Annotated in this window: 17 protein-coding genes, 2 pseudogenes and 1 riboswitch; of the genes and pseudogenes, 11 read left to right on the top strand and 8 right to left on the bottom strand. The window is 52.0% G+C overall.

Features of this window, described 5'->3' with window-relative positions:
• Positions 1 to 17: 17 nt before the first annotated feature.
• From EH228_RS11665 to EH228_RS11655, 3 genes are all read left to right on the top strand, one after another.
• Positions 18 to 803, top strand: a complete 786-nt coding sequence (locus tag EH228_RS11665; protein ID WP_152321830.1) for an ABC transporter permease — start codon at positions 18 to 20, stop codon at positions 801 to 803.
• A gap of 2 nt (positions 804 to 805) precedes the next feature.
• Entirely contained in the window at positions 806 to 1,801 is a 996-nt protein-coding gene (locus EH228_RS11660; protein WP_152321829.1) for an ABC transporter ATP-binding protein, read from the top strand.
• A 127-nt stretch (positions 1,802 to 1,928) separates the two neighbouring features.
• Positions 1,929 to 3,554: a Na/Pi cotransporter family protein gene (locus EH228_RS11655; protein WP_152321828.1), complete on the top strand. Its 1,626-nt coding sequence runs from the start codon at positions 1,929 to 1,931 to the stop codon at positions 3,552 to 3,554.
• Positions 3,555 to 3,595: 41 nt separating this feature from the next.
• Here EH228_RS11655 and panS read toward each other — a convergent pair whose 3' ends face one another.
• The 3 genes from panS to lysC all read right to left on the bottom strand — a co-directional run bounded on the left by panS (position 3,596) and on the right by lysC (position 6,879).
• The gene (gene panS, locus EH228_RS11650; RefSeq protein WP_152321827.1) at positions 3,596 to 4,513 is read right to left on the bottom strand and encodes a ketopantoate/pantoate/pantothenate transporter PanS; all 918 of its coding nucleotides are present in this window, start codon (positions 4,511 to 4,513) and stop codon (positions 3,596 to 3,598) included.
• A 202-nt stretch (positions 4,514 to 4,715) separates the two neighbouring features.
• Positions 4,716 to 5,408 carry an aquaporin Z gene (aqpZ, locus tag EH228_RS11645; protein WP_420841460.1) on the bottom strand — a complete coding sequence of 231 codons (693 nt, stop codon included), beginning with the start codon at positions 5,406 to 5,408 and terminating at the stop codon, positions 4,716 to 4,718.
• 115 nt (positions 5,409 to 5,523) lie between these two features.
• Positions 5,524 to 6,879 carry a lysine-sensitive aspartokinase 3 gene (lysC, locus tag EH228_RS11640; protein WP_152321826.1) on the bottom strand — a complete coding sequence of 452 codons (1,356 nt, stop codon included), beginning with the start codon at positions 6,877 to 6,879 and terminating at the stop codon, positions 5,524 to 5,526.
• Between the two features lie 96 nt (positions 6,880 to 6,975).
• A riboswitch (Lysine riboswitch) is annotated at positions 6,976 to 7,226 on the bottom strand.
• A gap of 730 nt (positions 7,227 to 7,956) precedes the next feature.
• Between lysC and pgi the strand changes: the two genes are divergently transcribed.
• The 3 genes from pgi to ubiA all read left to right on the top strand — a co-directional run bounded on the left by pgi (position 7,957) and on the right by ubiA (position 11,294).
• Positions 7,957 to 9,606, top strand: a complete 1,650-nt coding sequence (gene pgi, locus EH228_RS11635; RefSeq protein WP_152321825.1) for a glucose-6-phosphate isomerase — start codon at positions 7,957 to 7,959, stop codon at positions 9,604 to 9,606.
• Positions 9,607 to 9,880: 274 nt separating this feature from the next.
• Positions 9,881 to 10,408, top strand: coding sequence for a chorismate lyase (ubiC, locus tag EH228_RS11630; protein ID WP_152321824.1), 528 nt, complete (start codon positions 9,881 to 9,883; stop codon positions 10,406 to 10,408).
• Positions 10,409 to 10,427: 19 nt separating this feature from the next.
• Entirely contained in the window at positions 10,428 to 11,294 is an 867-nt protein-coding gene (ubiA, locus tag EH228_RS11625; protein ID WP_420841459.1) for a 4-hydroxybenzoate octaprenyltransferase, read from the top strand.
• Positions 11,295 to 11,478: 184 nt separating this feature from the next.
• Here the strand turns inward: ubiA and plsB are convergent, their stop codons facing one another.
• Positions 11,479 to 13,902: a glycerol-3-phosphate 1-O-acyltransferase PlsB gene (plsB, locus tag EH228_RS11620; protein ID WP_152321843.1), complete on the bottom strand. Its 2,424-nt coding sequence runs from the start codon at positions 13,900 to 13,902 to the stop codon at positions 11,479 to 11,481.
• A gap of 128 nt (positions 13,903 to 14,030) precedes the next feature.
• Here plsB and EH228_RS11615 point away from each other — a divergent pair, with 128 nt between their 5' ends.
• From EH228_RS11615 to dinF, 3 genes are all read left to right on the top strand, one after another.
• Complete coding sequence (locus EH228_RS11615) at positions 14,031 to 14,399, top strand: diacylglycerol kinase (RefSeq protein ID WP_152321822.1); 369 nt, start codon at positions 14,031 to 14,033, stop codon at positions 14,397 to 14,399.
• Positions 14,400 to 14,505: 106 nt separating this feature from the next.
• Positions 14,506 to 15,114 (top strand): transcriptional repressor LexA, encoded by a 609-nt coding sequence (gene lexA / locus EH228_RS11610; protein ID WP_152321821.1) that lies wholly within the window; start codon positions 14,506 to 14,508, stop codon positions 15,112 to 15,114.
• 107 nt (positions 15,115 to 15,221) lie between these two features.
• The gene (dinF, locus tag EH228_RS11605) at positions 15,222 to 16,544 is read left to right on the top strand and encodes an MATE family efflux transporter DinF (protein ID WP_152321820.1); all 1,323 of its coding nucleotides are present in this window, start codon (positions 15,222 to 15,224) and stop codon (positions 16,542 to 16,544) included.
• 94 nt (positions 16,545 to 16,638) lie between these two features.
• Here the strand turns inward: dinF and zur are convergent, their stop codons facing one another.
• The 3 genes and pseudogenes from zur to EH228_RS20735 form a co-directional block, all read right to left on the bottom strand.
• Positions 16,639 to 17,154 (bottom strand): zinc uptake transcriptional repressor Zur, encoded by a 516-nt coding sequence (zur, locus tag EH228_RS11600; protein ID WP_152321819.1) that lies wholly within the window; start codon positions 17,152 to 17,154, stop codon positions 16,639 to 16,641.
• A 145-nt stretch (positions 17,155 to 17,299) separates the two neighbouring features.
• A pseudogene (locus EH228_RS20855) lies at positions 17,300 to 17,449 on the bottom strand (DDE-type integrase/transposase/recombinase); the annotation flags it as partial.
• A 34-nt stretch (positions 17,450 to 17,483) separates the two neighbouring features.
• Positions 17,484 to 17,612, bottom strand: coding sequence for a serine acetyltransferase (locus tag EH228_RS20735; RefSeq protein ID WP_338030655.1), 129 nt, complete (start codon positions 17,610 to 17,612; stop codon positions 17,484 to 17,486).
• On the opposite strand from EH228_RS20735, the gene EH228_RS20730 reads away from it, so the two are divergent.
• Complete coding sequence (locus tag EH228_RS20730) at positions 17,557 to 17,766, top strand: hypothetical protein (RefSeq protein WP_338030654.1); 210 nt, start codon at positions 17,557 to 17,559, stop codon at positions 17,764 to 17,766. The genes EH228_RS20735 and EH228_RS20730 overlap by 56 nt on opposite strands.
• 324 nt (positions 17,767 to 18,090) lie before the next feature.
• Here the strand turns inward: EH228_RS20730 and EH228_RS20850 are convergent.
• Positions 18,091 to 18,335: pseudogene (locus EH228_RS20850) on the bottom strand (type II toxin-antitoxin system HicB family antitoxin); the annotation flags it as partial.
• Between the two features lie 168 nt (positions 18,336 to 18,503).
• On the opposite strand from EH228_RS20850, the gene dusA reads away from it, so the two are divergent.
• Positions 18,504 to 19,553 carry a tRNA dihydrouridine(20/20a) synthase DusA gene (dusA, locus tag EH228_RS11580; protein ID WP_152321818.1) on the top strand — a complete coding sequence of 350 codons (1,050 nt, stop codon included), beginning with the start codon at positions 18,504 to 18,506 and terminating at the stop codon, positions 19,551 to 19,553.
• Positions 19,554 to 20,034 lie beyond the last annotated feature (481 nt).

The raw sequence follows: 20,034 nt of genomic DNA, 5'->3' as shown, positions 1-20,034 counted from the left end.
GATGGAGGAACGTGATGATGTCGCGAAGTGAAACGCTTTACCATCGGGTGATGGTCTGGCTGGTGTTCCTGATCCTGGCGTTACCATTACTGGTCACCCTGCTGTATGCGCTGGCCAGTGAATGGGGCGCGACGATCCTGCCGGATGGCTTCACGCTGAAATGGATGCTGCAGTTGTGGAGTGATCCGCGCTTTTTGGTGGCACTGGAGCATTCACTGTTGATCTGTTTGGGGGCGTTGCTGTTTTCGCTGGCGCTGGTGCTGCCTACCATGTTTGTGATTGCTTACTATTTTCCACGGCTGGATACGGTGATGAATGTGTTGATCTTGCTGCCATTCGCCGTACCGCCAGTGGTGTCCTCGGTTGGGCTGTTGCAGCTCTATTCCTCGCCGCCGCTGATGCTGACTGGCTCGCCGTGGATCCTGATTGGCTGTTACTTCACCATCGCACTGCCGTTTATTTATCGCGCCATCGCCAACAATATGCAGGCGATTAATATGCGCGAGCTGATTGATGCCGCTCACCTGTTGGGCGCCAGCACCTGGCAGGCGGCGCTGATGGTGGTATTGCCTAATCTGCGCAAAGGGGCCTTTATCGCGGTGTTGCTTTCTTTCTCTTTTCTGATTGGTGAGTTTGTGTTTGCTAACCTGCTGGTTGGTACCAGCTATGAAACGTTGCAGGTTTATCTCTACAACGTACGCAATGCCAGTGGTCACTTTAGCAGCGCGCTGGTTATCTCCTATTTCTTTGTTGTCCTGCTGGTCACCTGGCTGGCAAATACCCTGAACCGCGAGAGAGGCTGAAGATGTCTTCCTACCTGAATGTCACCCAACTGAATAAAAGTTATGGCCCGACGGCGATTTTCCAGGATATCGACTTCAGCGCCAGCGAAGGGGAATTCGTCACCTTACTGGGGCCCAGCGGTTGTGGGAAATCTACGCTGCTGCGTTGTCTTGCCGGACTGACATCGGTCGACAGTGGGCAAATTTTGTTGCAGGGGCAGGATATCGTGCCGCTGACGCCGCAGAAACGTTCGATTGGCATGGTGTTCCAGAGTTATGCCCTGTTCCCAAATATGACCGTGGAACGCAATGTCGCCTTTGGCCTGAAGATGCAAAAGCTGGCTGCTGCTGAAATCCAGCGACGCGTTGGGGAAGTGTTGGAGCTGGTGGAGTTGAATGACTATGCCAAACGTTATCCGCATCAATTGTCCGGTGGGCAGTGTCAGCGGGTGGCGCTGGCCCGTTCTCTGGTCACTCAACCACGCCTGCTACTGCTGGATGAACCGCTTTCCGCGCTGGATGCCCGCATCCGACGCCACCTGCGCGACCAGATCCGCCGTATTCAGAAAGAGTTAAATCTGACTACCTTGTTTGTCACACATGATCAGGAAGAGGCTTTGACGCTTTCCGATCGTATTGTGTTGATGAACAAAGGTAAAATCGTTCAGAATGGTAACGCGGAGTCGCTGTACACCCAGCCGGCGGATTTGTTTGCCGCTGGATTTATTGGTCATTACAATCTGTTGACGGCGGAGCAGGCTTCCCTCCTGACCGGTGAGCGTTACTCTGCTCAGGTAGCGCTGCGCCCTGAGTCGGTGCAGTTTTGCGCTCCTCAGCAAGGGGTCCCGGCGGAAATCCTGGGGCACAGCCTGCTGGGTAACGTGATTCGTTATCGGGTCAAAGCCCATGATGTGGAGCTGTGGGTCGATGTTCTTAACCGTTCACCGGACGATCTGCATCCGGTGGGATATCAGGTTGGTCTGCTGTTGGATAAACTGACTTTGCGTGAGGTCGCCTGACAGCCGTCAACTATCACGCTGATTAACAATATTTTTTCAGTGCATCGACTAAACTTAATGCCAGTCATGGAGGACGGGTATCTCCGTCCGACCCAGTTATTTTTGCTAAGTTGTGAGGTCGATATCGGTGTTAACCCTGCTTAATCTTCTTTCTGCCGTGGCGTTGCTGGTCTGGGGAACGCATATCGTGCGTACCGGTATCATGCGGGTGTACGGTGCCGATTTACGTCGTGTGCTCAGCCGTAGTGTGTCCAAAAAACCGATGGCTTTTATGGCCGGAATTGGGGTGACCGCACTGGTACAGAGCAGTAATGCCACTACGCTGCTGGTGACGTCATTTGTGGCTCAGGAACTGGTGGCGCTGACGCCTGCATTGGTGATTATTTTGGGTGCCGATGTTGGTACGGCACTGATGGCGCGTATCCTGACCTTCGATCTCTCATGGCTTTCACCGCTGTTTATTTTCTTTGGCGTGGTGTTCTTCCTGGGGCGTAAACAGAGCCGCGCCGGACAGTTGGGCAGAGCCAGTATCGGGCTGGGGCTGATCTTACTGGCATTGCAACTGATCGTCACCGCCGCGACGCCCATCACGCATGCCGCCGGCGTAAAAGTGTTGTTCTCCTCTCTGACTGGCGATGTGATGCTTGATGCATTGATTGGTGCGGTGTTTGCCATCATCAGTTATTCCAGTCTGGCGGCGGTATTGATAACCGCTACGCTCACCGCCACAGGGGTCATCTCTTTTAAGGTCGCGTTATGCCTGGTGATTGGTGCAAACCTGGGGAGTGGGCTGTTGGCAATGCTGAATAATAGCGCGTCGAATGCCGCGGGTAAGCGGGTGGCACTCGGTAGCCTGTTATTCAAGTTTATTGGCTCGTTAATTGTGCTGCCTTTTATCAATTCACTCCCCAATCTGCTGCATAAATTACCGGTTAATGATGAAGATCTGGTTATCTTCTTCCATGTCTTTTACAACCTAATCCGTTGTTTGATTATGGTGCCGTTCGCCGGGACGATGGCGCAGGTGTGTGAACGTTTGATCCGCGATGAACCGGAAACCGATCAGCGGCTTAAACCACGTTATCTGGATCCCAGTGCGCTGGATACTCCGGCGCTGGCGCTGGCCAATGCCGCGCGCGAGACACTGCGTATTGGGGATGTGCTGGAACAGATGCTGACGACCTTCGGCAAGGTCGTACATGGCGAACAGCGCCAGGATCGGGAAATCCGTAAACTGGACGATGATGTGGATGTGCTGTACACCGCCATCAAGCTTTACCTGGCACAGATGCCGAAGGAGGATTTGCCGGAAGATGACTCGCGGCGCTGGGCGGAGATTATTGAGATGGCGGTGAACCTGGAGATGGCGGGCGACATTGTTGAGCGTATGAGCAGTGATGTGGCAGATAAATCGCTGACCGCGCGTCGGGCGTTTTCTGTCGAGGGCATGGCTGAACTGGAGGCGTTGCTGGATCAGCTTGTGGGTCATCTTCGTCTCAGCCTGTCGGTCTTTTTGTCGCGGGATATCACCAGTGCTAAGCGTTTACGCCGTGCCAAACATCGCTTTCGCATTACTAACCGGCGTTACTCGTACAAGCACGTTGAGCGTCTTCATCAACAGAATGTACAGAGTATTGAGACCAGTTCGCTGCACCTTGGCTTGCTGGGGGATATGAAGCGTCTTAACTCATTGTTTTGTGCAGTGGCTTATAACGTGCTGGAACAGCCAGATGATGAGCGGGATGAGGAGTGATAAATGCTCCCCCGTAGTGTGCGGGGGAACGCGGAGACAGATTATTTCTTATTGACAGGTTTACCGGACCAGTAACCTGCCAGCAGGGAACCGGAGAGGTTGTGCCAGACGGAGAACAGGGCACCTGGCAGTGCGGCTAACGGCGAGAAATACAGTTTACCCAGTGTCGCCGCCAGGCCGGAGTTCTGCATCCCCACTTCCAGCGCCAGGGTGCGGCAGGTTGACTCATCAAAGCCAAACAGCTTACCGCCCCAGTAGCCGCCGAGCAGACCAATCGCGTTGTGCAGGATAACCGCCGCAATCACCACCAGACCGACCGAGCCGATAAAGCCCTGACTACCCGCCACCACCGCGCTGATGATGAGCAGAATGCAGACCATGGAAAATGCGGGGAGATAAGGTTCCACGCGCTTTACCAGGCCATTCATGGTGTGATGAACAATCAGGCCGATACCAATGGGAACCACCACGATTTTCACAATACTCAGCAGCATACCCATCACATCGACCTGAATATGGGTATCAACATACAGTTTGGTCAGCAGCGGGGTGGCAAAAACGCCGACCAGCGCGGATACGGAAGAGATGGTCACCGACAGGGCCACATCGCCTTTGGCCAGATAGATCATCACATTTGAGGCGGTGCCGCTGGCCACGCTGCCGACCAGAATCATCCCCGCCGCCAGGTCAGGCGGCATATGGAACAGTTTAGCCAGTCCCCAGGCCGCCAGCGGCATAACCAGGTAGTGCAGGAACGTTCCGGCCAGTACCGGCGCTGGACGGGTCAGCACCCGTTTAAAATCATTGATATTTAGCGTAACGCCCATGCCGAACATAATTAGCATCAGCAGTGAGGTCACCCACGGGCCAATCCCCAGAAAGGTCGCAGGGGTGTAATAAGCGGCGATAGACAGCAGAACGGCCCATAAGGGAAACAGCCGGGTAATAGTGGCAAGCATAGCCAGATTTCCTATTTATGATGTTGTATTTATACCCTGCATTTTGGGGTATATAACGATTAAATTTTTCCACAGGTGGTGCGCTTTATACCCGGAACGGGGGAAAAGCGAACGCCGAATCATAGCATTAAATAAGGGGGGGAAAATAAGGGAGAATAACAATGGCGGGATAATGATTTTCAACCCGCCAATAAAGGAAATATTAGTCTTTGCTTTCCAGCAGACCACGATAAATCAGGCCACCGATCACCCCACCGATGATCGGCATCAGCCAGAACATCCACAGTTGATCAATCGCCCAACCGCCCTGGAAGATAGCCACAGCGGTACTGCGGGCCGGGTTCACCGAGGTGTTGGTCACCGGAATGCTGATCAGGTGGATCAGGGTTAGCGCCAGGCCAATGGCGATCGGGGCAAAGCCAGCGGGGGCGCGTTTATCGGTTGCACCGTGGATTATCACCAGGAAGATGGCGGTCAGCACCACTTCAGTCACCATGCCAGAAAGCAGTGAGAAGCCGCCCGGTGAGTGTTCGCCATAACCATTGGCGGCGAAGCCGCTGGTTGCCGCATCGAAACCGGCATGACCGCTGGCGATAACATACAGTACGCCTGCCGCTGCCAGACCGCCGATCACCTGAGCGATAATGTAGCCAGGGATTTGAGCCGTTGGGAAACGACCGCCCGCCCACAGACCCAGTGTCACCGCCGGGTTAAAATGACCGCCTGAAATATGGCCCACGGCATAAGCCATGGTTAACACCGTCAGGCCAAATGCCAGCGCCACGCCAGCAAAACCAATCCCCAGTCCTGGAAAACCTGCAGCCAAAACTGCGCTACCGCAACCACCAAAAACCAGTACAAACGTTCCTAAAAATTCCGCCATAAACTTCTTCATAATAATCTCGCAGTTTTTGTTGTTAACATGCGGAATTATCAACATATATGACGGAATTACAATCGCCGAATTTCAGATTTTTATCTGGGATGATTAAACGCCGGCAAATTAAGGATCATTCGAACAAATTGCGGTGCAGTGCCTGTACCACTTGTTCCGCGTCATCGCCCGGTACCAGGAAACACAGGTTATAGCTGCTGGCGCCATAGCAAATCAGGCGTAGATTGAACGGCTCCAGTGCGCCAAACACTTCTTTGCCGACGCCGCAGGCGTGGGACAGGTTGTTGCCAATGATCGCCACCAGCGCCAGATTTTCTTCTACTTCCACCCGGCACAGGGAAGAAAGCTCGGTGAGCAGTGCCTGAGTCAGCAGGCTTTCACCGGTGGTGGTGGACCCGGTGGTATCCAGGGTCAGTGCCACGCTGACTTCGGAGGTGGTTATCAGATCCACGGAAATACTGTGGCGGGCCAGGATGTTGAACACTTCGGCCAGGAAACCTCGTGCGTGCAGCATATTCAGGCTGTGTAGTGTGAGTAGCGTCTGCTTGCGACGTAGAGCCATGGCACGGAACAGCGGTGGATTCTGTGTCTGGTTGCAGACGCGGGTACCGCCTGCGGCAGGATCCTTGCTTGAACCCACAAAGACCGGGATATCGCAGCGGACTGCGGGTAATAACGTAGCCGGATGCAGTACTTTTGCCCCGAAGGTCGCCATTTCAGCCGCTTCTTCAAAGGTGATTTCATCAATACGCTTTGCTGCTGGCACTATGCGCGGATCGGTGGTGTAGATGCCCGCCACATCAGTCCAGATATCGATGCGGCTAGCCTGTAGCGCCTCGCCAAGCAGTGCCGCCGTGTAGTCGCTGCCGCCCCGTCCCAGCGTAGTGGTACGGCCTTTCGCTTCACTACCGATAAATCCCTGGGTTACGATCAGCGCTTCCTGCAGGCGCGGCGCCAACTGTGACTGAGACAGTTCGGCCAGCAAGGCCACATCCGGTTCGGCACGGCCAAAGCGGTCGCTGGTGCGCATCACCTTACGCACGTCAAACCACACGGACTCGACCTTGCGCTGACGCAGGATCTCCACGAACAACAGACTGGACAACAGTTCACCGTGGCTGACCAGTTCATCGGTCAACGCGCTGGAGGTCGCCAGCGCCGCTGCTTCAGACAACATCGTGATGTTTTCCAACATGCGATCGACTTCTTCGCGGATAACATCAGGCTGGTCCAACTGATCGACGATGGCGTACTGAATACGGCGGATTTCATCCAACAGGTAAGCGCGCTGCTCCTGTTCCTGACCATCAGCCAGAGACACCAGCAGGTTGGTGACTCCCGCAGAGGCGGAAAGTACCACCAGGCGAACATTCGGATCGGACAGCACCACGTCGGCGCTGCGATTCATCGCGACAAAGTCGGCAACGCTGGTGCCGCCAAATTTTGCCACGATCAATGAAGATTGGGACATGTCTTGACATTCCTCGTGTCAGGTTAGATTCCATCAGCCTTGGCACAAGGGAAGAGCAGAAACGGGGCAGACGTAGAAAAGGGTTTTTACTACGAGTCACCCAGAAGCGCCCCACCTTGTATACCCGATTAGCGAGGATGACAGCGGGATGCGCTGCGACGCCGGTAATCAGGACAGGGATCGTCTGACTGTCGAACGATCCTGGTGACAACCCAGGGGATTCAGCCCCTGCAGTCGATACGCCCCATTCCGCGTGGTTTGTACCTCGGCGTCGCTCCCCCTGATGTGTCTTCTGCGGATACGGATCCTCCAACACACTGCCTGGGCGACGCGCCTCTTCTGGCTTGCGCATCAACTGCGCAATTAGCGCGATAGAAATATCGGGTTCTGACGTCGATGTCAATGACTGGCGTTGGAGAAATTGTCATTTTGCTCTGGTCTTATTATTGTTAGCACATAAATGCCTGCACCTTAGAGATGTCAGGAGTCGTGCGAAAGACGACACCAGAATTGCCGTGCATTCATCACCTGACGGCGGTTGCGCCAGACCTACCCGCTGCTGCGGGTCACCTTCAGCACCCGACACATCGCGTTGATGCTGAATTCAGCCGGGTGTTTGAGTCAGGCAATATCATCATCCGGACGGGGACGGTCTGTCTCCGGCAGAGCAAGTTCTACCTGCGGCCGGGAGCGTGTTGCGCTGAGGATGTCTTGACGTTTATATGGCGCTGATAAGGTGTGTCTGATTGTTAACCCTGTACTCAATAATGTGCAGTATTGTCTATTTTTTTGAAAATACTAAATTTTTACTTTGTTAAAATCGAAGCAAAAGAGCTGACATCAGCCAGGCCGCGCCATAAAAATTTTCCTTTCGTCAGCAAGAATAGTCATACTGAAACTCTGAGCGGGCATTATCCTCATTACCTGAGTAGTAGTGATAAATAGTCCCGGACTAAGGGGGAATCATCTCCCGTGATAGTGGTGACCTGTTGCAGGAAAAGGGGCGCTGAAAGCTCGTAACAGGTAACCTTGCGTCCGGCCTGATTGACGGTTCTTAAATAAAAAGAGTGTGTTGCTATGAAAAATATCAATCCGACACAAACCGCTGCCTGGAAAGCGTTGCAGCAGCATTTTGAAGAGATGAAGGATGTCAAAATCGCTGATCTGTTTGTCAAAGACAGCAACCGTTTCGCGACGTTCTCTGCCACCTTCGACGATCTGATGCTGGTGGATTATTCCAAAAACCGTATCACCCACGAAACCCTCAGCAAGTTGCAGGCGCTGGCTAAAGAGACCGATTTACAGGGAGCCATCAAGTCGATGTTCTCTGGTGAAAAAATCAACCGGACTGAAGATCGTGCCGTACTGCACGTTGCCCTGCGTAACCGCAGTAATACCCCCATCGTGGTGGAGGGTAAGGACGTCATGCCGGAAGTGAATGCGGTGTTGGCGAAGATGAAATCGTTCTCTGAGCGCATCATCAGCGGCGAGTGGAAAGGCTACACTGGCAAGCCGATTACCGATGTAGTAAACATAGGTATCGGTGGTTCTGATTTGGGACCATATATGGTCACCGAGGCGCTGCGTCCGTACAAAAATCACCTGAACATGCACTTTGTGTCTAACGTCGATGGCACACATATTGCTGAAACGATTAAGAACCTCAGTCCGGAAACCACGCTGTTCCTGGTCGCCTCTAAAACGTTCACCACCCAGGAAACCATGACCAATGCCCACAGTGCGCGGGACTGGTTTTTGAAAACCGCAGGGGATGAGAAACACGTCGCGAAGCACTTCGTGGCCTTGTCCACCAATGGTAAGGCGGTAAGCGAGTTCGGTATTGATACCGCCAATATGTTCGAATTCTGGGACTGGGTTGGTGGTCGTTATTCCCTGTGGTCAGCGATTGGTTTATCGATCATCCTGTCAATCGGCTTCGATAACTTCGAGAAACTGCTGAGTGGCGCACATGCTATGGATAAGCATTTCTCCACCACCCCGATCGAGAAAAACCTGCCGGTGACTCTGGCATTGATTGGTATCTGGTATAACAATTTCTTTGGTGCCGAAACGGAAGCTATCCTGCCTTACGATCAGTATATGCATCGCTTTGCTGCTTATTTTCAGCAAGGCAACATGGAATCTAACGGTAAGTATGTTGACCGTAACGGTAACCCGGTTTCTTATCAAACTGGCCCGATTATCTGGGGTGAGCCGGGCACAAATGGTCAGCATGCGTTTTACCAACTGATTCATCAGGGAACTAAAATGGTTCCCTGTGACTTCATCGCACCGGCCATTAGCCATAACAAGTTGGGAGACCATCACGCTAAACTGCTGTCGAACTTCTTTGCGCAGACTGAAGCACTGGCGTTCGGAAAATCACGCGAGGTGGTTGAAAAAGAGTTTATCGACGCGGGGAAAGAGGCGAAGTCTGTTGAACACATCGTGCCGTTTAAAGTGTTTGAAGGAAACCGTCCCACCAATTCCATCCTGCTGCGCGATATCACGCCGTTCAGCCTGGGTGCGCTGATTGCGCTGTATGAACATAAAATCTTTACTCAGGGCGCGATCCTCAATATTTTCACCTTTGATCAATGGGGTGTTGAGCTGGGCAAACAGTTAGCAAATCGTATCCTGCCAGAACTGTCCGGCAGTGAGGCGGTAAGCAGCCATGACAGTTCAACCAACGGTCTGATTAATCGCTATAAAAACTGGCGTGACTGAGCATTGAGTTGTCTGTCGTTTGCCATCGGGCCGGTCGCGTAAGCACCGGCCTTTTATAACCGGTCATTTGCGCCAGAACCAACCGGCAACCCGCACGGGTTGTCTTTGATATTTCCGTGGTCTGTTGTGACGTCCCCAGTCTGTGTTTCTGGCGCGTTTAGAACGCAATCGTCTGTTGGGCCGTTAAAACTCTCCGGAATTGAGGTGGTCACGTCGTGTCCTGCTACCAGGTCTGCGTTACACTATTCCCCGAAATTTTTGTCCGGAGAGGCTAATGACCGATCATGTGTTGTCACAGTTGCGCGCCCTTGAATGGTTGCCATCGTCCTCGTCTTTGCTGACGGCTCCCGCGCTCAACTGGTTAATGGAAGAAGATTCCATGACCCAGCGCTTTGAACGCCATTGCGGGCAGGTCACGGCGATGGTGCGACAGGAAGGGTTTATTACCGCTGAAGACGTTGGGGATGACGTGAGGTTGTTGCCGCAGGAATCGCGTTACTGGTTACGGGAAGTTCTGCTGTGTGGCGATGGTGAACCCTGGCTGGCGGGGCGCACCATTGTGCCCGAGTCGACGCTGGATGGTCCGGAAAAAATGTTGCAGCAGTTGGGTTCGCGCCCGTTGGGGCGCTATCTGTTTGCTTCCTCAACCCTGACGCGTGATTTCATTGAACTGGGGCAGGTGGAGGGATTATTGGGACGTCGTTCGCGTTTGCGTCTTTCCGGCAAACCATTATTACTGACCGAATTGTTTTTACCGCCTGCTCCGCTGTACTGGCCGGAGCAGGATGATGGGAGGTTGTAGCGTGGAGAGAAGTCTGTCAATGAATAAATTTCAGGCATGGAGCCGTCTGATGCGTATTGATAAACCGATCGGTACGCTATTGTTGCTGTGGCCTACCTTGTGGGCCTTATGGCTGGCTGGGATGCGTATCCCTCCGCTGAATGTGCTGGTGGTCTTTATTTTGGGCGTCTTTTTTATGCGTGCCGCTGGCTGTGTGGTGAATGATTTCGCTGACCGCAAAATTGATGGGTATGTGAAGCGCACACGCACCCGTCCATTGGCCAGCGGAGCAGTGACCTCAAAGGAGGCCAGGCTGTTGTTTGGCGGGCTGGTGTTAATCTCTTTTGGTCTGGTGTTGACCATGAATGCGATGACTATCTGGCTGTCGTTCGCTGGGCTGGCGCTGGCATGGGTTTATCCGTTTATGAAACGCTACACCCATCTGCCGCAGGTGGTGTTGGGCGCTGCGTTTGGCTGGGCAATCCCGATGGGGTGGGCTGCGGTAAGTGAAACGGTACCATTGACGTGTTGGTTGCTGTTTTTGGTCAATATCTGCTGGACGGTGGCCTACGACACGCAATATGCGATGGTTGATCGTGATGATGATCTGCGAATTGGCGTGAAGTCGACGGCTATCTTGTTTGGTCGTTTCGATAAATTGATTATTGGCTTGCTACAATTTGTCACACTGGCGCTGATGGCATTAATTGGCTGGATGATGCAATTGGGTGGGGCGTTTTACTGGTCAATCCTGTTAGCTGGCGCGCTATTTGTGCATCAGCAGAGACTGATCACCGACCGTGAGCGCGAGGCGTGTTTCCAGGCCTTCCTGAACAATAACTACGTCGGACTGGTGCTGTTTGTTGGTATCGTGTTGAGCTGTGCGCCTCTGGCCAGTTGGCTTTGACCGAGGCCGTTTTGCAATATCGTTTTGTGCCGCTCTGGTTTATGTGTGTTCATGCGTAAGACCGTTGCTTATGCGGACTGCCATAAACGAGGGCGTTGCGGTTAAACAACCGCAACGCCCTGATAGAATAGCACTCGTGCGACATTATCCACGAAGCCGGTTTTACACTGGCCAGTCGCTCGCCTTACTCGTGCGTGACCGCACTTTCAATGGTCATCCTGACATCCTGCGTAATCAACTCGGCCAGCATTTGATAGACCTTGTTGGTCTGTTCGACCCGTGCATCTCCGGTATCACTGATATAACCTTCGTCGCGCAGCGTCAACACCAGCGTGGAGAATACGGCTTTGTCGAAGAATTCCGGTGCGTTGATGCCATGCAATACTGACAGACGCTGAGCCATGGTGCGACTCTCTTTCTCCAGTGTACTGCGGTTAATTGACGGATTTGCGCTGAGGATGGAGAACGTGATGGCATAGCGTTGCAGTGTTTCTCGCACGCCTGCCGCCAGCAACTGTAATGTATGAAAACGAGCGGAGATGAGACGTAACGTTTGCGGATCCGCGCTCAACAGGCCCTGACGAGCCATTTCGGCGATCAGTTCATCCAGCACTGCTGGTAAGTCTTCTTTTTCCCACCGCAGGAACAATTCACTCTTCAGCATAGGATAAATGATGCTGACCTGGCGCAGCAATTCTGCACGCGTTACTTCATGATGCTGCATCAGGATCACTGCAATAACCGACGGCATCACCAACATATGGTGAATGTTATTACGGTAATAGGTCATCAGTATCGCTTGCTCTCGCGGCAACACGATAATTTCGCCGATGTTATCCTGTTCGAGTTGGAACTTGTTCAGGCTCAGCGCATGATCCATCAGCGCTTCAGGCGTCATTTCCGGTACGGTGGAATCCGGCGAATAGGGCACGTTGCGTAACAATTGGGTATAGCATTCCAACTGCTCAATCAGTTGCTCGCGAGTCAATGAACGCTGACGTGAAGCCAGCAGCGCGGTAACACACAGATTCATGGCGTTGGCTGCACCGGCGTTGTTAATCCGTACCATGACGCGCTGTGCGATATCGTTCACCGCTGGCGTCAGCCAGGCCGGACGCTGGGCTTCGATGGGATCAATCGCCTCACGCCATTCCGGTACATGATTATTCAGGTAGTTCACCAGCGGCAGTGGTTCGCCGAAGTTGACATACCCCTGGCCCAGGTTGCGTAGTTTACGCAACCCGTTGATCATCTGCATGAAACCTTCTTTCTCTTTGGTTGCCCCACGTAACTCTTTGGCGTAGGTCCCCACCTCCATCACGTGCTCATAGCCAATATAAATCGGCACCAGCGTTATTGGGCGGTTGCCGCCGCGCAACATTGCCTGGATAGTCATCGACAGTGTACCGGTTTTCGGATCCAACAGACGCCCCGTACGGGAACGGCCGCCTTCCACAAAGTATTCTATCGAATAACCACGGGTAAACAGTTCACCCAGATATTCGCGGAACACCGTAGAATAAAGCTTGTTGCCCTTAAAGGTACGACGGATAAAGAAGGCCCCCAAACGACGGAAAATTGGGCCAGCTGGCCAGAAGTTGAGGTTGATACCGGCGGCGATATGCGGGGGAACCAGCCCCTGATGGTAAAGTACGTAAGAGAGTAGCAGGTAGTCCATGTGGCTGCGATGGCAGGGGACATAAACGATTTCATGACCGTCCTGCGCTAATTGACGCACACGCTCGCCACCGTTCACATTGATACCTTTATATAACTTACTCCATGTCCAGCCCATCACACGGTCAGTGAGACGGATCGCTTCATAGGAGAAGTCAGCCGCAATTTCTTCCATCATCTCAACAGCGTTCTGCTGCGCTTTTTCCTGAGAGATTTTCTTACTACGCGCCTCGTCTTCTATCGCTTTGGCGATAGCTTTAGATTGCAATAGTTTACTGAACAGGTCCTGACGGAGCGGTAGACGAGGACCGACTGCCGCCAGGCGCTGGCGGGCGAAGTGCATTCTCGCTACTCTGGCCAGCTTTTGGGCAATGGTTTTGTCCGTGCCGTGTTCCGTCGCCATGCGGCGTAGAGAAACAATCGGAGAGAAACGCACGAAGCTGTCACGACCAAGCCACAGTATGGCGAAGAATTTTTGCACGCCATTCAGCACTCGCAGATGAGGCTGATCTTCACCCTGCACCTCACGACCTGGCGCCCGGCCAAACATCACCGAGACTGGCATCATCTGGATGTCGAGGTGCGGATTACTGCGGTGCAAATCCAGGTAATCGTGAAAGAGTTTCACTGATTCCACATTCGGCACGAAATAAGGGAATACCCGGGGACCATCATGGATAAACACATAACGTGGCAGTACGGTACCATCGATTTCCAATGGCTCTAACGGATCAGGGAGAGCCTGTTTGCGGCACTGTTCACGTAGCGCCAGCAAATCGGCCTTTGAATCGTACGGTAGCACATACATAATAGGGCGCGAGGTATCGATCCCCAGTTCAACAACCGGTTCGGCGGGAATCGCTTTACTTTTTACCAAGAATTTAACCGGTAAATTCAATAAGTTATAATATAAATTACGCCAACCTGACATAGACAACATGAAGCCTCTTGTTAGCAAAGCGTCGCAAGCATACCAGAAAGCGACTGCGAGATCTGTGGTGTTGCAAAATGCGCGCTACTCACACATTGACGTTAAACATTCCAAAGGGTTCCCTCATTATGACAAATAACGTCACCGGATTGACCCGAATCATAAAAGCCGCAGGTTACTCATGGAAAGGCTTTCGGGCGGCCTGGCAAAACGAAGCGGCATTTCGCCAGGAAACGCTGGCGGTGATTCTCGCCATTGTGGTGGCCAGTTGGCTGGATATTGATACCATCGCGCGGGTTTTGCTGATTGGTTCCGTGGTGCTGGTTATCATCGTTGAGCTGATCAATAGCGCCATTGAGGCGGTGGTGGATCGCATAGGTCAGGATTTCCATACCTTGTCTGGTCGGGCGAAAGACCTGGGGTCCGCAGCCGTATTACTGGCTATTCTACTGGCCATTTTTGTCTGGGGCGCGTTGCTCTTTGCCCATTTCAGTTAGCGCTCGCAATATTTAACGAACGACTGTTTTTATCCAGGTTGAGGTTTTCAACGCGCAAATACCTGTATATACTCACAGTCGACTGTATAAACAACCAGGGGGCGGGATGAAAGCACTAACAGCAAGGCAGCAGCAGGTTTATGAGCTGATACGCGACCATATTAATCAGACCGGTATGCCGCCTACGCGGGCAGAAATCGCTACACAGCTTGGTTTCCGTTCCCCTAATGCGGCTGAAGAGCATCTCAAAGCACTGGCGCGTAAAGGTGTGATCGAAATTGTCACTGGCGCGTCACGGGGTATCCGTCTGATGATGGAAGAAGAAGACGGTTTGCCACTCATTGGTCGCGTCGCCGCCGGAGAACCGTTGCTGGCCGAACAGCATATCGAAGGCCACTACCAGGTGGATCCCGGTCTGTTCAGACCCAGTGCTGATTTTTTGCTGCGCGTGAGCGGTATGTCGATGAAAGATATCGGTATTATGGATGGTGATCTGCTGGCGGTCCATAAAACCCAGGACGTGCGTAATGGCCAGGTTGTGGTGGCGCGTATTGATGATGAAGTCACTGTAAAGCGCCTGAAAAAACAGGGCAATATGGTACAATTGTTACCGGAAAACAGTGAGTTTCAACCGATTGTCGTCGATCTTCGCCAGCAGACCCTGACAATCGAAGGGCTGGCGGTGGGCGTTATCCGCAACGGTAACTGGCTATAATCCTGAAGACCGCGCGCGGCTTCGGCGGCGCGTCTTACTGGTTGTCATTTTTTTCCAACTGCCGATAGTCTTTCTTTGAGTTTGTCGCAGAATGACAGTGGATAACGATGCGATTCCTGACCCCTTCTGATAAACACCTCTGGCGACTCGCTCTGCCAATGATCCTGTCGAATGTCAGTGTTCCACTATTAGGGCTGGTCGATACCGCTGTTATTGGTCATCTGGACAGCCCCAGCTATCTTGGTGGTGTGGCGGTTGGGACTGGCGCTACCAGCTTTTTATTTATGCTGTTGTTATTTCTACGTATGAGCACCACCGGACTGACTGCGCAAGCTTTTGGCTCAGGTGACAAGCCCGCACTGGTGCGAGCACTGATACAGCCTTTGCTTATCGCTCTGCTGGCCGGGATGGCCTTTATCCTGCTGAAATCTCCTCTGAACCATCTTGCGTTGTCGGTAGTCGGTGGAGATACCGCTGTGTTACACCAGGCCGCGTTGTTTATGAATATTCGCTGGCTGAGCGCGCCCGCCACGCTGGCGAACCTGGTGCTACTGGGTTGGCTGCTTGGCGTGCAGTATGTCCGCGCTCCGGTTATCTTGTTAGTCGTCGGCAACCTGGTGAATATTGTGCTGGATTGGTGGCTGGTGATTGAGCTGAGATGGGGCGTTGAAGGCGCCGCCGCCGCTACCGCTATTGCTGAGTATGTTACGCTGATTATCGGGTTGTATATGGTGTGGCGGGTGCTGAAACTGCGTGGTATCTCGTTGGTGATGCTGAAAACGGCATGGCGGGGAAACCTGGCAAGATTGCTGCGGCTTAACCGGGATATCATGCTGCGTTCGCTGCTTTTACAGCTCTGCTTCGTTTCGCTGACCGTACTGGGTGCCCGACTTGGCAGGGACGTGGTGGCGGTTAATGCTGTGCTGATGATGTTCCTGACTTTTACCGCCTATGCGTTGGATGGCTTTGCCTATGCGGTGGAAGCCTGTTCAGGCGAGGCATTCGGCTCCCGGGATAGCAGCAAACTACTGCTGATCTGGCATGCCGCGTGTCGTCAAGCTGGCGTGGTTGCTGTGTTGTTTTCACTGGTCTATGCCCTGGCCGGGCCACATATTGTCAACTTGTTGACTTCTTTGCCTGAACTGCGCCAACAGGCTGACATTTACCTGTTCTGGCAAATAGTACTGCCAGTCTGCGGCGTGTGGTGCTACCTGCTCGATGGCATGTTTATTGGCGCGACTCGTGCAAGTGAGATGCGTAACAGCATGGTGATTGCAGCACTGGGATATGGGCTGACACTTTTTACTGTACCTGTACTGGGGAATCATGGCTTGTGGCTGGCGGTGACCGTTTTTCTGCTACTGCGTGGGCTGGCATTGGGAATTATCTGGCGGCGTCACTGGCGTTACAATAGCTGGTTCACTTGCTGACGTCGCCGGTTATCCCGCGTCATCACACGGTCATTCATGTTTTTTATCATGGCCTTAGCGATGCCATTAAATAAAATGATGGCGACTATAACGTTTAACGTCCACGTTTTTTGGTGTTGATCGTGTGGTCGTGCTGGCAGGCATCCTGATGCGTACAGGCTTCAACTTCGACACAATCGCTACATAATCCATGCGCTTCGATAACACTATTGGTCAGGGCAAAGCCTGACGACGAGGCCAGCGATTGCAAGATGCTTTCGACGCCCTCAGCATGTTTTTCCACCACGGCTCCACAGCGATCACAAATCAGCATTGCTGAAGTGTGTGCCGGTTCTTCAAAATGATGGCAGACGACATAGCTGTTGGTGGACTCTACGCGGTGAACGAAGCCTTGCTCCAGCAAGAAATCCAGAGCGCGATAAACCGTGGGGGGTTTCGCTTGCGGTTCACAGGTACGCAATAAATCGAGCAGATCATAAGCACTGATCGCGCCGTGGTGCTGGCTCATCAGACGCAGCACTTCGAGACGCTGAGGTGTTAACCTGACATTGCGTTGTTGGCAGAGTGCTTCTGCCTGCGACAGAATTTTTTCAGCGCTGCTTATATTCATAACTTCCCCCGAGGCTAAATCTGATTGTTATGTTATCACGTCAGAAGCCAAACGACGAATTCAGCCTTGAGGTGTCCAGACTCCTGTCGATATTATCTTAATCATTTGATTAACAACTAAAAATAAAAGAAATTGTACGGTAAGGTCAGAGGGGCGCGGACCATCCCTTTTCGATCGTTCTAACGTAATGCTGCTGCCGTATCCTGTTTCTATGCCAGTAGAGCATCTGACCTGAGGTATCGACAGCCCGGTACAGATATTTCCACTGCCCTCTGACCCTGATGTCAGTTTCATCCGCATTCATTAAACTAATGAGTTTACTGAACAGATTAATTATTTTTAACGATCGTTCTGTTGATTTTTTCTGTAAAAACAGTGCAATTGTCAGGAATGTTTTTATTAATGAATGACATTGCACCAATAGTGACATTATTACCTATTTTTATATTTTCTGAGATGATACATGACTCCGCCCCAATCTCTACATTGTCGCCAATGGTGATAGATGGTGGTAAGCCACTTTTAGAATTTCCTGATATTCCAATCGTTACATTTTGTCGTATGCGAAAGGACTTCCCTATTTTAGCCGCACTATTTATTACTATTCCCTGATGATGACTGATAATAAGCCCAGGTCCAATATGTGCAGGAAGCTGTATTTCGGTACCGTATTTTAAAACTAATGATCTGTTTATTTTTCTTGCGATTTTTTTATTTTTTTAGTTTTGTATAAGTACGATGCAATTCTCCACCAGAAAAAGTAACGTCTTTCTGGGCACTTGAATGCTTTATGTAGTGTTCTCCACCATGAAAAAGGTTTACTGCTCATCATTACTTCACAGCGGAGGCACTCATACAAGTGTTGTTTTAGCTCTGCGTTGTCCATGTTCGGCCTAAATCCATTGGGTTATCGTTACAAAAGCCTCTTGCGAGGTTTTACGTTTTTTTTCGTCCAATTATTTTATCCGCCGCGACACGAGACAGGAAGCCGGAACGGCTACCATATTCTGGATGTGTGGCAACAAACTGATCGATACGGCGGATCAGCAAAAAGGGGAGTTATACCATGCCAGCATAGCCAGGATCGGCCAGCCAGCTTTCTACAGGGGTAACTTCTGGTACGGCTTTGCCACCTCCACTAGTGATGTGATATGGGCCCCAATAGCTTCACGAATGTTCTCCCCCATGTTTTTGCATCGACGTGCTTTGTGAAGATTTTGCCGTCTGCTTTCGTTCTTTTGCCTATGGTATAGTATGCAATCCTGATATGTCCCATGCCAGATTTAGGCGCTGAGGACTCCTTAAATTTGGTGTCCTGATAAAGAAAAAATACGACATAAAGACAAAAAATGCATGAAAATAAAGAAGTCTTCAACCCACAGAACATCAGTATTAACAGCGGTGTAGCGCCAAAATACAGCCCTTCACGATTCAGTGTTGCCCCGATGCTGGACTGGACGGATCGTCACTGCCGCTATTTTCACCGTCAGTTGACGCGTCAGGCGTTGCTGTACACGGAAATGGTCACTACCGGCGCGATCATTCATGGCAAAGGCGACTATCTGGCCTGGAGCCCGGAAGAACAACCCGTGGCGTTGCAGTTGGGCGGTTTTGAACCCGCTGCGCTGGCCCGGTGCGCCGAGCTGGCGGAAGCGCGGGGCTATAATGAAATTAACCTCAATGTCGGTTGTCCTTCAGATCGTGTACAGAACGGGCGTTTTGGGGCGTGTCTGATGGGTGAAGCGGCGTTGGTGGCGGATGGCATTAAAGCCATGCGTGATAAGGTGTCTGTTCCGGTCACGGTGAAAACACGTATTGGTATCGACAATCAGGACAGTTATGCTTTTTTGTGTGATTTTATCCATCAGGTGTCTGAGCAGGGCGGTTGTGAGATGTTTATCATCCATGCGCGCAAAGCATGGCTGTCAGGGCTGAGCCCGAAAGAGAACCGCGAAATCCCCCCGCTGGATTATGAACGTGTGTATCAGCTTAAGCGTGATTTCCCGCATCTGACTCTGTCGATTAACGGCGGCGTGAAGACGTTGGAAGAAGCCAAAGTGCACTTGCAGCACGTGGATGGGGTGATGATGGGGCGTGAAGCCTACCAGAATCCAGGGCTGCTGTCGCAGGTAGACCGCGAGTTGTTCGGCAGCGATGATGCACCCGTCGATCTGGTGGCGGTGGTGCGCTCAATGTATCCGTACATTGAACGTGAACTGGCACAGGGAACCTGGCTGGGTCATATTACCCGCCATATGCTGGGATTGTTCCAGGGCATTCCTGGCGCCCGTCAGTGGCGCCGTCATCTGAGCGAGAATGCGCATAAACCGGGCGCCAATATTGCGACTGTGGAGCAGGCGTTGGCGCTGGTCGCCGATAAGATCCCGGCGATCGTTTAACGTTAATGTAGACAGGCGTCGATCAGTTTCGACTCTGTCGGGACGTCATAGTCTGCCGCCTTACATGTGATAAACACCCGTCAAGCCGTAACTGACCGCTATTTGCTGGCACCATCGTTGCGCTGATTGTTGCAATGATAGTGATTATCTGTGGTGGCCTGCTGTTGGTTGTTATAAAAATGTTTCCATGGTGGCTATTGGCGGTGCTGGGCATAGGGGCTTATCACGGCTTACCAGCCGGTTAAACTGAACAGTGAGTGTTAGTTATCTCGATAAAATCAATGTATTAGATGGTTTTTTACGCATGGTAGTGAGGTCTGGATCACAACATGGAAGATTGCTCAGATGATTTTGCAATTAAACATATTTTTTACTTATAAAATTTGCCATGATTGTGCCGATTGAATCAGAACGAATTCATCACCGCTGACCCTACTAACAGCGTAAATCATAAAAAAAGAAAATAAGGGCTTCCTGCGGG

It is taken from the genome of Erwinia endophytica (assembly GCF_009295515.1).
Taxonomy (GTDB): Bacteria; Pseudomonadota; Gammaproteobacteria; order Enterobacterales; family Enterobacteriaceae; genus Erwinia; species Erwinia endophytica.
Note: the sequence above shows the minus strand (reverse complement) of the source record. Positions and strands in the feature narration are given on the sequence as shown.

What these genes read in the sequence shown, in the direction of transcription:
- pgi (WP_152321825.1), top strand. Translation starts at nt 7,957, where the DNA reads ATGAAAAATATCAATCCGACACAAACCGCTGCCTGGAAAGCGTTGCAG.
- dusA (WP_152321818.1), top strand. Translation starts at nt 18,504, where the DNA reads ATGCATGAAAATAAAGAAGTCTTCAACCCACAGAACATCAGTATTAAC.
- lexA (WP_152321821.1), top strand. Translation starts at nt 14,506, where the DNA reads ATGAAAGCACTAACAGCAAGGCAGCAGCAGGTTTATGAGCTGATACGC.
- dinF (WP_152321820.1), top strand. Translation starts at nt 15,222, where the DNA reads ATGCGATTCCTGACCCCTTCTGATAAACACCTCTGGCGACTCGCTCTG.
- EH228_RS11665 (WP_152321830.1), top strand. Translation starts at nt 18, where the DNA reads ATGTCGCGAAGTGAAACGCTTTACCATCGGGTGATGGTCTGGCTGGTG.
- lysC (WP_152321826.1), bottom strand. Translation starts at nt 6,879, where the DNA reads ATGTCCCAATCTTCATTGATCGTGGCAAAATTTGGCGGCACCAGCGTT.
- EH228_RS20730 (WP_338030654.1), top strand. Translation starts at nt 17,557, where the DNA reads ATGAATGACATTGCACCAATAGTGACATTATTACCTATTTTTATATTT.
- EH228_RS11615 (WP_152321822.1), top strand. Translation starts at nt 14,031, where the DNA reads ATGACAAATAACGTCACCGGATTGACCCGAATCATAAAAGCCGCAGGT.
- zur (WP_152321819.1), bottom strand. Translation starts at nt 17,154, where the DNA reads ATGAATATAAGCAGCGCTGAAAAAATTCTGTCGCAGGCAGAAGCACTC.
- aqpZ (WP_420841460.1), bottom strand. Translation starts at nt 5,408, where the DNA reads ATGAAGAAGTTTATGGCGGAATTTTTAGGAACGTTTGTACTGGTTTTT.
- EH228_RS11660 (WP_152321829.1), top strand. Translation starts at nt 806, where the DNA reads ATGTCTTCCTACCTGAATGTCACCCAACTGAATAAAAGTTATGGCCCG.
- panS (WP_152321827.1), bottom strand. Translation starts at nt 4,513, where the DNA reads ATGCTTGCCACTATTACCCGGCTGTTTCCCTTATGGGCCGTTCTGCTG.
- ubiA (WP_420841459.1), top strand. Translation starts at nt 10,428, where the DNA reads ATGAATAAATTTCAGGCATGGAGCCGTCTGATGCGTATTGATAAACCG.
- plsB (WP_152321843.1), bottom strand. Translation starts at nt 13,902, where the DNA reads ATGTCAGGTTGGCGTAATTTATATTATAACTTATTGAATTTACCGGTT.
- ubiC (WP_152321824.1), top strand. Translation starts at nt 9,881, where the DNA reads ATGACCGATCATGTGTTGTCACAGTTGCGCGCCCTTGAATGGTTGCCA.